Annotated in this window: 7 protein-coding genes and 1 rRNA gene; all 8 read right to left on the reverse strand. The window is 54.9% G+C overall.

Going from position 1 to position 13,547, the window contains the following annotated elements:
- Positions 1 to 383 precede the first annotated feature (383 nt).
- Positions 384 to 2,042 carry a BACON domain-containing protein gene (locus tag IEX77_RS06310; RefSeq protein WP_188808184.1) on the reverse strand — a complete coding sequence of 553 codons (1,659 nt, stop codon included), beginning with the start codon at positions 2,040 to 2,042 and terminating at the stop codon, positions 384 to 386.
- 39 nt (positions 2,043 to 2,081) lie between these two features.
- Positions 2,082 to 3,683, reverse strand: a complete 1,602-nt coding sequence (locus IEX77_RS06315; RefSeq protein ID WP_188808185.1) for a BACON domain-containing protein — start codon at positions 3,681 to 3,683, stop codon at positions 2,082 to 2,084.
- A 191-nt stretch (positions 3,684 to 3,874) separates the two neighbouring features.
- Complete coding sequence (locus IEX77_RS06320) at positions 3,875 to 4,939, reverse strand: hypothetical protein (protein WP_188808186.1); 1,065 nt, start codon at positions 4,937 to 4,939, stop codon at positions 3,875 to 3,877.
- A gap of 71 nt (positions 4,940 to 5,010) precedes the next feature.
- Positions 5,011 to 6,657, reverse strand: a complete 1,647-nt coding sequence (locus IEX77_RS06325) for a BACON domain-containing protein (RefSeq protein ID WP_188808187.1) — start codon at positions 6,655 to 6,657, stop codon at positions 5,011 to 5,013.
- 1,233 nt (positions 6,658 to 7,890) lie between these two features.
- A complete protein-coding gene (locus IEX77_RS06330) occupies positions 7,891 to 9,549 on the reverse strand; it encodes a BACON domain-containing protein (RefSeq protein WP_188808188.1) in 1,659 nt (552 codons plus the stop codon).
- A gap of 179 nt (positions 9,550 to 9,728) precedes the next feature.
- The gene (locus IEX77_RS06335; RefSeq protein ID WP_188808189.1) at positions 9,729 to 11,384 is read right to left on the reverse strand and encodes a BACON domain-containing protein; all 1,656 of its coding nucleotides are present in this window, start codon (positions 11,382 to 11,384) and stop codon (positions 9,729 to 9,731) included.
- Positions 11,385 to 12,008: 624 nt separating this feature from the next.
- The gene (locus IEX77_RS06340; protein WP_188808190.1) at positions 12,009 to 13,202 is read right to left on the reverse strand and encodes a hypothetical protein; all 1,194 of its coding nucleotides are present in this window, start codon (positions 13,200 to 13,202) and stop codon (positions 12,009 to 12,011) included.
- A gap of 80 nt (positions 13,203 to 13,282) precedes the next feature.
- Positions 13,283 to 13,392: ribosomal RNA gene (gene rrf, locus IEX77_RS06345) — 5S ribosomal RNA — on the reverse strand.
- Positions 13,393 to 13,547 lie beyond the last annotated feature (155 nt).

Consider the following 13,547-nt stretch of genomic DNA (forward strand, 5'->3'; position numbering starts at 1 on the left):
GACTAAGGCGCCTGTCGCTGGAAGGGACTTCACCACGAGGGGCGCAGGAGGGAAGATCGTTGGGCGGGCATCCCGAGGTTAGTGAGGCGGGTATGCGGGCCAGAGGGAAGGTGGAGATGGAGCATTTGCTTGTCTTCATCCCCATCAGCCTATGGGAGGGGGCTAACCCCTCCCACGGCTGCGAGATGCGGGTTATGGGAGGCGGTGGGCTGGAGGTGAGTCACCCACCGTGAGATGCACGATCGGGCGATGCATCTTGCTGTGGTGTCCTTAGTGGTGGTAGTGATGTGTGTGCTGTGCGACTCTTGTAGTGTGTATGGAGATTATAGTGAAGATTGATCGGATGGCATGGGGCTACTGGGCCTAAGAGAGTGAGTGGAGGGTTAGCGATGAGACTGGAGGCGACGTGTCTTCTGCAGATGACGGCTGATGGTCTCTACGATGCGAGCACGGCGCTCGAGGAGGTTTTCCTTCTTAGCAGCCTTCAGGCGGGGAGCAGAGCCAGCACCACCAGGCAGCTCGACGAGGAAGGTCTGGATCTCAAGGACGGGCTTACCATCCAGCTGAGCAGGGTGCAGGATGTAGGCAGCCTTCTCTGCAGCATTGTAGTAGGCGACGAAGCCTCCATTGAGCGTACGGAGGTAGTTGTAGCCATTATCCTTGAGGAGCTGCTCCATCTCCCTCGTCACATAAGACTTGCCGAGAGGGTCGGTCCAGAAGCCGAGCGTGACGTCGGCGAAGATGGCCTGCGTCGTGAAGACTTCGCCTACAAAGGGGTCATCAGCAGGGATATCTTCGCTGGGCTGGAGGTAGAAGTAGCCACGATGAGACTCACCTTCGAGCGAACCCTTAGCGATGAAGCGCTGGTAGTCTTCGCGATTAGCGCGGGGGTCCTTCACATCGAGTTCGCCCTTCCATTCGGCTTCCTTCTTAGCGACATCATCTCGCTTGTAGCCGTGGATATCACGACCGCGGTCACAGTTCAGAGCCAGCAGCTGCTTCATAGGCAGGTGGTCGAAGGTCTTGTAAGCCTTAGGCTGACGGGGCATATAGACCGTCTCGAGGAGCGCTTCGCCCGAGGAGTCGAAGGCTACATTGAGGTTGTAGGGAAGGGTGCTGTGTACATAGACATCTTGACCAGCATTGCTCAGAGCGTCGGACTTCTGATAGCCACGGCCCTGCAGGTAGGCGACAAAGGTAGGATTGTCCTTCACCGTCTTGTCATCGAGACAGAGCTGGATCGTAGCCTGGAAGCCCTTGCTGCGCTCGTGCTCGAACTCATACTCGATCAGAGGGAAGAGCTCGCTCTGCGTGGCATAGCGGAAGACGACGGCGCTACCACGGGTGAAGCTACGCGTCAGCTCGCTCAGACGGCCACGCTCGAAGCGGATGACATCCTTGAGACCTGCAGGGAACTGCTGCAGGGGCAGGACGTACTGGTTGGCACCATCCTGAGTGACTTCGATCTCCTTGAGCTGGGTACCAGCCGTGATGACGACCTTCACCGAGCGGGGCGCATCACTTTCGTTGCGCTCAGCAGCGAGGGTGAAGCTTGCCTTCGTCACTTCGGCGAGCTTGAGCCAAGAGGCTTCGGCTCCAATCTCCACCTTAGCAGTGGTATTGCTCTCGAAGACAACCTTCTTCGTACCCCCTTCGATGGGGAAGACAAGGCGCTCAAGGTCGGTGGCGAGGATGACGTCACCAGAGGCCTGACGGACGGTGACGCGCTTCTGCAGGCCACCAGCATTGACTATGACCGAGCCGACGCGGTCGTTGCCCAGGTCATTGGCCTCAGCACGGACCTTCAGAGTATTACCCTCCTGTGTGAGGCTTAGCCAGGTGGCTTCCTGTGGGGAGAGGGCGGACCAACTTTCCTTATTCGTCGAGACGGTGAGGGTCTGCTCAGAAGCCTCCTTAGTGAAGGTCAGTGTCTCGGTGGAGAGATCCAGGGTGGCCTCCTCTACGTCGCTCTGTGGGCTACAGGCGGGGAGCAGGGTGAGGAGGGCGGAAAGACCCAAGATACGGCTGATTGTCTTTCTCATCTTGTTTGTTGTTAGTTAGTGGATATAAGCTGGGTGCACTCAGCGTATGGTGCGCTGAGAGAGGGCATCCAGACGGCGGAGGAAGGCGGCACGCTTCTTCTGGGAGGTGCGGTGGTTCATGAACTCCTGGACGGAATTCGACCCATCATCGATCTCGGTGTAGTAAGCCTGGACGTCGAGGACGCGCTGCTCCTGATAGAAGAAGATACGTATGGTGTAAGCTAAGTTCTTCGCACGATTAGCGAAGGCATAGCTGGCATTCTGCGTCTGGCCCATATACTCGTAGCCAGCGGAGGTGAAGAGCTTCATCACCTCATCAGTGAGATGATAGTGCCCGTCGATCTCATCGTACCACAGAGCACGCTCGAGCTGGGGGTAGTAGCCCAAGACGCTATTCACGACACCCAGATAGGGGTCATCCATCTGCGTCGGGGTGATGATGTAGAAGTAGCCGCGGATGACCTCATCTTGGAAGGAGTGCTTGGGCTTGAAGAGGTCGTAGAAGTCGGGGGTATTCTCAATGCGTTCGCTCCCCTCGGTCTGCTCGAAGGCACGTACATCCTCCTGCTTCTTGCCCTTGATATCCAGCTCACGGCTCCCGAGGAACTCGATCTGGCGCTTCAGAGGCATCTCGCTGAAGGTGGGGAAAGGCTTCGTCTGCGTGGGGTTATAGACAAACTGCACCTTCGCCCCTCCTGTGAAGATCGTCACGAGGAGCTGCAGAGGGAGCTTCGGATTCTCATACAGCGTGTAGACGAGGTCGGGCGAAGAGCTCTGCTTGACAAAGCCATAGGCAGCTACGGCTTCGTCAAAGTCCTTGTTCCCCTTGACGAGGTCCTTATCCGTATAGATGAGGGTAGCGATAGAGAAGCCCGGGCTATTCGTCGCACTGAACTGATACTCGATGAGTGGCACGACCTGGCTCTTGGTGAGGAAGCGGAAGCTGGGGTACTGCTCCTTCGTCTCCTCACGGGAGTAGAGGAGCGTATTGCCTCGCTCATGCTCATAGCGAACGATATCATAGAGGCGTGAGGGGAAGGTCAGCATGGGGAAGATGTAGGGAGTGAGTCCCAGCTGGGTGACCTCCAGCTCACGGACGGCCGTCCCTGCGGTGAGGGTGATCTTAGCCGTGCGGTTGTGCTTGTCGGCATTGGCCTCTGCGACGAGAGTGAACGTCTTAGCCGTGCGCTTATCGACACGAAGCCAACCAGCACCCTCGGCCAGCTCGATAGTGAGAGCATCGCTATTGCACTCGAAGCTCACCTCGCTTGACCCGCCCTCAGCTTGGAGCACGACCGACTCAGGAGCCTCCAGGAGGACGTCGGCCGCCGTCTGATGCACAGTGACGCGACGCTGCAGGCCACCAGCTTGGACGAGGACAGCACCCGTACGCTCCTGCCCAGAGGCATTCGCTTGCGCTCCGACATAGAGGGTATTGCCCTCCTGTCGTAGGGTGATCCACGTAGCCTCCTGCGGGGAGAAGGCTGACCAGCTGGACTGATTCGTCGTGATGGTGAGGGTCTGCGCCGTGCCCTCACGTGGGAGCGTCAGAGCGGTGGCAGAGAGTTCGAGGGTAGCTTCCTCCACATCGCTCTGAGGGCGACAGGAGAGGCAAAGGAGGCTGAGTAGGAATACGCTCAAGACCCCTAAAAGGGTAAAGTGGAAGCGTCTCATGGAGGTAAAATTGCGTGTGGTATGTGGAAGGTGTGAAAGGAAGAAAAGTAACTGTTCGTTATAAGCAGTCTGATTTGATATGGAGAGGAAAAGCTGGAGGCGGGGCGAGATCACCCCGCCTCCAGCGGGAGTTTATCTATAGAGGTTGAGTGGGATACTTAGTCCTTATCGTAGTAGACATCCGCGACGAGCTCGACCCCCTCACGAGATCTGTCAGGGTCGCCCCCCCAGGTATCGAAGCTGTAAGTCAGGTGCGTACCATAATTCCGGAAGAGTCGCTGAGGAGTACCAAGGAAAGTGAAGCCAGCCTTCTCCATCAGACGTGTAAGTTCATCGGTGGCGACATAGCTCGTACCTCGCGCGTCGTAGCGGATCCCCAGACCAAGATTCTTGTACCGACATCTGATCCTATAGATACTCCTGTACTTACCCTTCCGACCATACTTTTCATCAGCATAGTCATAGAAGAAATAGGTACGCTGGTACTCTCCATCAAAGGAGGTCTTCACCTCGTAGGTGCGACTCCCATAGGAGATATGCTCTTCGCTCCCCAGCTTCTCCTCAAAGGCGCTGACCTCATCGATCGTCTTGCCAGCAAAGCCCGTCAAGGGATTCTCGAGGTAGTGGAGCAGATTCTGCATGGGCACCTTCGAGAAGGTCGGATAGCGCTCATTGGGATACTGCGTAGGCTCGTATCTGAACTGAAGCAGCCCCTTACCATTCTTCTCACGCACGAGAAGTAGCAGCTCGGGATAGTACTTATTCTTGTAGTAGTTCCAAGTAGTACGCCCCTCCGAATAAGCTCCACTATCGTAGAAGCCATGGCGAGCGACGACCTCATCAAACTCCTTATTGTTAATCACCAGCTTGGGATCCTTGTAGGCTACAAATACGGTCTCAAAGCCAGAGACAGACGCATTGCCATACATGTAGGTTATACTCAGGACGTCCTCACTCTTGGGCTTGTAATTGTAGTACTTCCCTGCAGGGAACTCTTCTACCGATTTAAGCACGCTACCCTGCTTCGCTTCGTAGGCCTTGATGGCGTCGAGCGTAGAGGGATAGATGAGCAAGGGGAGGGTGTAACGCCCGTTGTCTATCGGTACCGTAGGACGGGGTCTGGGATTAGGTTCGTCCCCCGAGCCATTGCCACTACGGCTACACGAGCTGAGGGAGAGGGCCCCCACACAGAGGGCCAGGAGCAGATGAGATGTACGCTTCATAAGCTGATCTAAACGGGATATAAATTAGATAAGGAGCCAAGGCCTAAAGCCTCTATCTGGCTACGATAATACTAATGGGAAGCCCGACGTAGCGCACGTGGCGCGACGAGTTCGCTCAGTCGGCGCAGATCCTCACGACGCTGCTTGACCGAGGCTCGATAGTCGAGCTGGGAAGCGAGGGAGGCATTGGCACTCTTGACCTTAGCGTAGATCGACTGGACTTGCAGTACCTGGGTCGCCCCATCATCTACTGCGCGCAAGACATACACCTGGAGCCGCTCCTTATTATAGAAGGCGTAGTCGCCATTCTTTAGCTTCCCGAGGTAGGGATAGCCTACCCCTGCAAAGAATGAACGCACTTCATTGGTCAGATAGTGCTTCCCAGTGATCTTATCTTGCCAGTAACCCATGGTGATGGGGAAGAAGGCATTGACCCCGACGCAGACATCGATGTAGGGATCATCCTCTGCGATCCCCTTGTCAGGGTTAGCCACGACGAAGAGATAGGCACGGACATCCTCCCCGTCGAAGGACTTCTTCACCTGATAGACATCCGCTGAGGGATCGCCGACATCGAAGTATTCGCTACCCAGAGCTTCTTCATCCTTACGGATCTCGGCACGCTTCTTACCGGCCTTATTCAGCTCACGATTGCCCATATAGGCGGTCATGTGAGTCATAGGCAGCGTGGTGAAGGTCTTGTAAGCCTGGGGCTGCTGGGGCTGGTAGGTGAACTCCAGCTTCACGCCATCGGAGAAGTAGTACGTCTGTAGGCTTACGGGGATCTTCGTGCTCGTGTAGACGGCCATCTGATCGGTACTCTTGCTGAGCGTGAAGCCGTGGTCCTTGAGGTAGGCTTCGAGCGCGGGGACATCCTCCTTGGGATTGAAGCCGAAGAAGAGGGTCTCGGCCGACATGAAGCCAGGGCTGAGGGGGACGTTGAACGTGTACTGGATGAAGGGCACGGTCTTATCCTTAGTGAGGAAGCGGTAGACTGAGGGTTCATCTTCGCCACCATTGACAGACTCGAGAAGGATGTGGCCTCTGCCCTGCTCGTAGCGGATGACCTGATAGAGGTCAGCGGGGAACTCCAAGAGGGGCAGGAGCGTCGAGGGAAGACCTTCCTGCACGACCTCGATTTCCTGGATGCTATTGCCACGGATGACGTTCACCTTAGCAGCGCGGCGCAGCTTCGTAGCGTTGGCCTTTGCGATGAGGGTGAAGCCCTTGGCACTGGCAGCTGAGATGCTCAGCCAGTCGGTGGGGACAGCGAGCTCAGCCTTAGCATCTGCCGAAGCCTCAGCGAAGGTAATGAGATGAGAGCCTCCTTCGAGGCCGAAGGTCACCGTTTGCTCCAGCGTGAGGCTTGCCTCACCGGCTGACTGACGGATAGCGATGCGACGCTGCAGGCCTCCAGCATTGACGATGACCGAAGTTGTGCGCTCTTCGCTACGAGGGTTGGCAGGGACGCTCACACGGAGGGTACTCCCCTCTTCTTTGAGCTTGACCCAAGCGTCTTCTTGTGGGGAGAAGGCGCTCCAGTTCTCGCGGTTGGTAGTGATCGTGACGACCTGCTCACCACCATCCTTAGTGAAGTTGAGGGTGGAGGGAGACAGCTCGAGGGTGGCTTCCTCGACGTCGCTATCAGGCTTACAGCTGGTAGGGAGGAGGAAGACGAGCGCCAGGAGCGCTAATAAGTAGGTAGATATGGACCTCATGGTGGGTACAGAGTAGGAGGACATTGGCCTCTCCGCTTCGACGACGAGCGTGTGTGCTAAGAGCGTCGCCTGCGGGTGGAAGAAATGGGTAGGAACGGATATAAGCGTGCGATCTACGAGGTAGCGCAGCTGGAGTTTGTCTGGTGTAGAATGCCTACAGATCCCACGGAGCAAAGTGCTCTACGGGCAGAGACATAAGAAGGCGATAGGGAGGACGAGCAGCGGATGAGCTATGAAGAGGGTACTGTGGTGGTAGCTCCGTGCGTCGTAGGCGTGTGGTGGGTGCGAGGTGTGTCGATGTGTGTGGCCGAGAGGTGAGCGTCTTGCGTGGAAGGGAAACAGGGCTTCCAAGGCTCTATCTACGCGGAGGGAGGCCACCCCAAGCCGACGTAGTTGAAGGGATTCTTCGTGAGCCTCAGCAGTCCAACGGCATATCTGAGGTTGATGATTCGATCATGAGTGTTCTGTATTTGCAGAGGCTTTGTGCCTCAACCATGGGTCAAAGTTAGAGATTTGTTTCGGTAAATCCAATACTAACGAGCATAAAGTTAGCCTTATACTTTGCAGCCGTATACCGCACTTTCTCTGGGGGAAATTCTCATCACAGATGCCACCTCCACCCCGACATCATACCCTACACATTCCAAGCCACTTAGCACACCACGAGAAGCATCTTACAGAGGAGCCCAAATCCAACCTATATTGGTCGGCGGGCTGACCTATATTGGTCAGTTCACGGACCTATATAGGTCGTCATCGTGACCTATATAGCTTTGTGAAGTGACCTATATTAGGTTGTTGCTCCGCGTAGGGATAAAAGTTGTGGACGAGTGGCAGATAAGTTTGGACTACGTACGTGGCTCTAATATCTACGTACGTGGATATTTGGATGTGCGTGCCTAGTCTTTAAGACTACGTGCATAGATGAGGAAAAGCCTCTACGGGAAGGCGCTTTTTCCTTCACGAGAAGGACACTTTTCCCTCCACAGAATAAGAGGAATACTCGCGATAAGGCGAGAGGCTTGTGTATCACTTCGGAGAGGTATATCGGGGAGCTGAGAGCACGATGCCTTAGCACAATAAATAGAGAGCAGGACTCTCCTGCAACAGTCTCATATAGGTCAGCCCGCCGACCAATATAGGTTCGCACTACCCCGCTCGTGAGGAAACAGAAATAGGGCGCCCGGGCCGAAGCCCGAACGCCCTATCCGTGTGGTGCGGTACACGGGAAGATTAGTGCCCGAAGATAGCCTTCAGCTGAGCAGCGAAGGCACGATCCTCAGCCTGCTGAGCACGCAGGGCGCGCAGGTAGCTGGGATAGTCGGAGAGGGTAGCCACTGAGAGGGTAGCGGACTTGTTACCACGGTCAGCGTAGGTGGCTTGGATCTCGAGGATGTAGCGGCCTTGGTAGGTCTGCTTAGGTACAGTGAAGATGAAGGCGAGCTTCTTCTCCTTGTTGTAGTAAGCCTTACTATAGCCTTCGAGGTTCTGCAGGAAGGTATAGCCGTTGTCTTCAAGGAGCTTGATGACTTCATTGGAGAGGTGGAAGTCGCCAGCATAGTCACGCCAGAAGGCCAGCTCGGTATTGTGGTAGATGGCCTGGATCCCCTTGACAGCATCCACGTATGGATCATCTTCGGGGATCTTCTTGTACTTGTCAGCGACGATATAGAAGTACCCACGAGCGAACTCACCGTCGAAGGCCTTCGTCACCATGAAGCGGTCGTAGTACTTACGATCGTGTGGTTCAGCCCATTCAGAGCCCCATTCAGCTTCCTGCTTGCGGATCTCAGCACGCTTAGCCTTCATGATATCCAGCTCACGGCTACTGAGGAGCTTGAGCTGCTCGGCCAAAGGCATGACGTCGAAGGTCTTGTAGGACTTACGCTGCGTGGGGCGATAGGTCGTGGTGATGACAGCACCCTTAGGCTGGATCGTCACCTCGATCTGGAGCTGGAGGCTTTCGCTGGTGTAGGTCGTGGTCTTACCGTCCTTAGAGATCGTAGGAGCATCGAAGCCCTGTTCCTTGACAAAGGCCATGAACTCAGGATTGTCCTTGACAAGCGTGCTGTCGGCACAGATAGACATAGCAGACTTGAAGCCAGGAGCACTGGGGTCAGTGAACTCATACTGGATAAAGGGCATCGCTTCACTGCGCGTAGCCACGCGGTAAGAGGTCGTATTGAAGAGGCCGTCAGGGAGCTGGATAAGCGCGTTGCCACGAGCCATTTCTTCGCTCATCACGGTAGCCAGCGAAGCGGGGAACTTCAGGATAGGCAGGACGTACTGTACAGAGCCTTCCTGGATAGCTTCGATTTCGGTGAGGGTCGTGCCGACGGTCAGGAGGACCTTCACACGGCGACGATACTTCTCGGGGCTTTCCTTCGCAGTGAGGACGATGCTGCCATCAGCGACGCGGTCGATGGTGAGCCAATCGGCTGGGGTAGCCAGCTCGGCCTTGACGGCACCGCCATTGCTCGAGAAGGTGACCTTCTTCGTGGCACCAGCCTTGGGGAAGAGCACGGAGGTATCCGTCATCTCGATAAGGCCGTCAGCTGCACTCTGCGTGACAGCGACACGGCGCTGTGCTCCACCAGCATTGACGATAATTGAAGCGGAGCGATCGACACCACGATCATTGGCGCTGGCCTTGACCTTGAGCGCATTGCCCTCCTGTGTGAGGGTGAGCCAAGATTCCTGGGTGGTGAAGGCAGTCCACGTGTCCTTGTTCGTCTTGACGGTGAGGGTCTGTTCGCCACCATCTTTAGTGAAGGTCATGAGCTGCGTGGAGACATCGATGGTAGCTTCCTCGACGTCGCTTTCGTTCTTACAGGCTGGCAATAGGAGGAGCAGACCCAAGCAGGCTAAGAGGTACTTGAGATACGATTTCATAATGTGTCTTTGTGTGTGGGGATGGTGAACCCAAGGCGAGGCGGCAAGGTAGGGCCGATCTCGCCTGAGGGGAGTGTGTGATGTGTGCGTCTGGTGACGGAGTCATACGCCCCGAGGAGGCAGGGTGCCCGGAGCATATCCTGGGCACCCTATCCTCTTAGAGGGGAGCGACCGCAGCCTTAGCGGAAGCGAGGCGTATCGAGGATACGACGTTCGATGCGGCGGAGCGAAGCTTCGTAAGCCTTCTGAGCACGCACACTACGTTCGTAGCTGGAGAGCGTAGCGATCGAATTGCCACCTTCTACCTTTTCATAGAAGGACTGCATTTCGATGATGGGCTTGCCCTTGTCGTAAGCGACACGCATGACGTAGACTTGCATCTTGTCCTTGTTGTAGAAGGCCTGATAGCCCTTGTTACCGATAGCACGGAGGAAGGGGAAGCCAGCTTCCTTGAAGAGAGCCTGTACTTCCTTCGTCAGAGCGAAGCGACCAAGAGCATCTTCCCAGAAGGCCAGACCGATGTTAGAGTAGACGGCCTGAGTACCATGCATGAAGTCAATGTAGGGGTCGTTTTCTTCGATCTTATCATCCTTAGAAGGACGGACGTAGAAGTAACCACGATAGATTTCTTCTTCGAAGGCACTGCTACCCGTAGAGAAGCGGTCATAGTTTTCCTGAGTGACGGATTCATCGCGCTTGGAGCCCCAGGTTTCTTCCTGCTTACGGATATCTTCCTTCTTCTTGCCCTTGTTGATCTTGAGATCACGGTCACTCATCAGCTCAGTCTGATGCGTCATAGGCAGCGTCTTGAAGGTCGTGTAGGCCTTATCCTGCTTAGGAGCATAGGTCGTCGTGATCATAGCACCACCCGACTGGAGGGCTACTTCGACCTGCAGCTGCTTGACATCATCACGATAGGTCACGGTCTTACCATCCTTACCTACGGTCTTGTCGCCGAAGCCATTTTCCTTAAGGAAGTTATCGAAGTCTGCATTATCCTTGACGAGATCTACATCGTAGCAGATAGATACGGCAGAGGAGAAGCCAGGAGTGCTTTCGTTACGGAATTCGTACTGTACGAAGGACATGATCTTACTCTGCGTAGCGAAGCGATAGAGCGTCGTATTGAAAAGCCCGTCAGGGAGCTTGATCAGTTCGTTACCACGGTTCTTTTCATAGCGAATGACTTCAGGAAGAGAAGCGGGGAACTTCAGGTAGGGAAGTACGTAGTACATGATCCCTTCTTGAGTGACTTCGATTTCCTTGATGACGGTACCTACGGTGAGGTTAACCTTGACGCTACGCTTGACCTTCTCCTTGCTTTCCTTAGCGGTGAGGACGATAGCCGTAGGAGTGACCTTGTCGATGGTCAGCCAGTCGACAGCCGAAGCAAGCTCAGCCGTCACGTTGCCACCGTTGCTGGAGATAGCGAGTTTCTTCGTTTCCCCTGCGGCAGGGAAGACGAGCGAAGTAGCGTCAGCATCGAGGATGACATCAGCAGCACTCTGCTTGACATCTACGACGCGCTGCATGCCGCCAGCGTTGACTACTACGGAAGCAGCACGATCCATGCCGCGATCATTGGCCGTAGCCTTGACCTTGAGGGTATTCCCCTGCTGCTCTACGGTGAGCCAAGAGCGTTCGGTGGTGAAGGCTGACCAGCTGTCCTTGTTGGTCGAGACGGTAAGCGTCTGCTCGCCACCATCCTTGGTGAAGGTCACACTCTGGGCAGAGAGATCAAGGGTAGCTTCTTCGACGTCACTTTCCCCCTTACATGCGGGGAGAAGGAAGAGAAGCGCCAAGCAGCCCAAGAGATACTTGATATGGAGTCTCATAATTGTAGTTGCGTTAATGTGGTGTCGAGAGGGTACACGAGGTGCCCTCTGGGAATGTGCGTAATGGTAGGACTGCATCCCTGAGACACCTCGGGAGGGGACTCTGGGAGCGTATGAGACGGTATGGTGGGGACAAAGGCTTGATGTGCGTGTGTACGACCCTTAGCGAGGATCGGGAGGAGCCTTTGCGTGTGCGTGGTGGTGTCCGCCGAAGCGGGGGAAGGGGTATGTGGCCGAGTGAGCGTCTGTCGGGTGGTCGGGGAAGTAAGAGGACTGCTCGAGCTCTAAATTACGCCGTGGGAGGCCAACCCAATGAGGGGCGTAGGTGGGATTACCGAGAGCTCCAGAAGCCCAGAGAGTTGTCGTGGGAGGTTTGTTTGTTCATATTGCGTTTGCTATAGATCGGAAGCATAGAGCCCCGAGATCATGTACCAAAGGTAGAGAATAGTTTTGTGAATAACAAGCAAGCACGCAACGAGCAGATATTCCACCATACCTCGCCCTCATATTAGATCGTAGAGGCGCAGGGTGAGGCACACTCCCACTACCCTATTAAATAGGCTCGCCTCGACAAGCAGGACTTGTCGAGGCGAGCCTATGATTTAGCGGTATAAGACCGAAAAATTAGAGGTTCACAGAGCGAACGACCAGCGTCGTCGTCACACCACTGACAGCGATTCCATTGGCCGCTATGAGCTCGACTCCAAGCGTCACGGTACCAGCAGCCTTATCATAGCGAGCCGAATTGATAGCAAAGCGTGCGTCCTCAAGGTAGATATCACGGGTATCATGCCCGCCAGAGAGCACACCTTCCAAGTTATCACCATCCCACTGCAATTCACCGCCGTAGGTATTCTGGATGCCTGGGCTGGCGAGCTTGATCCAGTACTTAGCATTGTTCTGTAGCAGCTGCAGGACGACAGCATCCGCGATCGTCTTACTCTTCTGAATCTTCTTCAGTCGATCTCTCATATGCTCATTGAGCTCTCCAGAGGTAACGAAGGTAAGCTGCCCCTGAAGTGCTGAGAGGGGCTTGAAGCCCTTGGCCTCGAAGTCAAGTACCACGACAGGGTCCTCTATGCCCGTACCTACGAGATATACCTGACCACGGAACGAAAGTTCATTATTCGAGTGGTCTGCACGAGCATCCGTCAGGATGACAGCATACTTCGCACGATCATACCCCTTCAGGATCTCCCCTGCACTGGCCGGGAAGAGATGGGCAATCCCACCGAGGTAGTACTGCGGAGCAAAGTCCTTATTCACCTCGAACTTCTGCATAAAGTATTCACGGCGAGAGACAGGGATACGCAGGACTGACGTCCCCGAGATGTGACTGTAGCGAACCTTGAAGGCGATGTAATCATTATAAGAGCCATGCTCTTCGTACTTCATATCCACCAGCTCCAGCTGCTTCAGGTCTTCTGAGGTCAGCGTGTAAGGCTCGCCATCGAGGTCGGAGGCCTTGAAGGTCACGAAGGGAAGTAGGTCTTCCAGCTTGATGGCATCCTTATTACCACGCCAAGCAAAGTCTTCGATCTTCAGCGTAGCCAGCATCTCTGCCTTCTTCTCCTTGATAGGCTCTACGACCATACGCGTAGCGATGCGATAGTCCGAAGGCTTAGGCACCGAGGGCATGGGCTCTGCTGGCGATACCGGAAGCGTAGGCTTAGTAGGATTCGCTGGGGTTTCAGGCGTCCCTGGCGTCTCGGGTACTACAGGCGTAGGCTCGGGAGTGGATTGGGGCATATCCTCCTTACAGCTCGTAGCAAAGCCGAGCGTAAGGAGCATAGAGAAAAGGAGTATCTTCTTTGTCATACGCAAATAAAGAATCAAATGGGTAGGCATATAAACAACGATAGGGTGACGAAGCTTTCACTCCATCACCCTATCTCTTAAAATGGCGGCTACCTACTCTCCCACAAAACGCAGTACCATCGGCACGATTGGGCTTAACTTCTCTGTTCGGAATGGGAAGAGGTGGAACCCCAACGTTATAACCACCTAAATATCTCTATATTTAGACAATCATTGACTTGATAAAAACGCACAATACTCACTCACGTATCGCTAAGTCGGTATACAACCTCTTGGCAAAAACTTTCGGGCAATTAGTACTACTCGGCTATGACGTCACCGCCTTTACACCTGTAGCCTATCAAG

The organism is Porphyromonas pasteri, assembly GCF_014647755.1.
Taxonomy (GTDB): domain Bacteria; phylum Bacteroidota; class Bacteroidia; order Bacteroidales; family Porphyromonadaceae; genus Porphyromonas; species Porphyromonas pasteri.

What these genes read in the sequence shown, in the direction of transcription:
- IEX77_RS06340 (WP_188808190.1), bottom strand. Translation starts at nt 13,202, where the DNA reads ATGACAAAGAAGATACTCCTTTTCTCTATGCTCCTTACGCTCGGCTTT.
- IEX77_RS06325 (WP_188808187.1), bottom strand. Translation starts at nt 6,657, where the DNA reads ATGAGGTCCATATCTACCTACTTATTAGCGCTCCTGGCGCTCGTCTTC.
- IEX77_RS06310 (WP_188808184.1), bottom strand. Translation starts at nt 2,042, where the DNA reads ATGAGAAAGACAATCAGCCGTATCTTGGGTCTTTCCGCCCTCCTCACC.
- IEX77_RS06335 (WP_188808189.1), bottom strand. Translation starts at nt 11,384, where the DNA reads ATGAGACTCCATATCAAGTATCTCTTGGGCTGCTTGGCGCTTCTCTTC.
- IEX77_RS06320 (WP_188808186.1), bottom strand. Translation starts at nt 4,939, where the DNA reads ATGAAGCGTACATCTCATCTGCTCCTGGCCCTCTGTGTGGGGGCCCTC.
- IEX77_RS06330 (WP_188808188.1), bottom strand. Translation starts at nt 9,549, where the DNA reads ATGAAATCGTATCTCAAGTACCTCTTAGCCTGCTTGGGTCTGCTCCTC.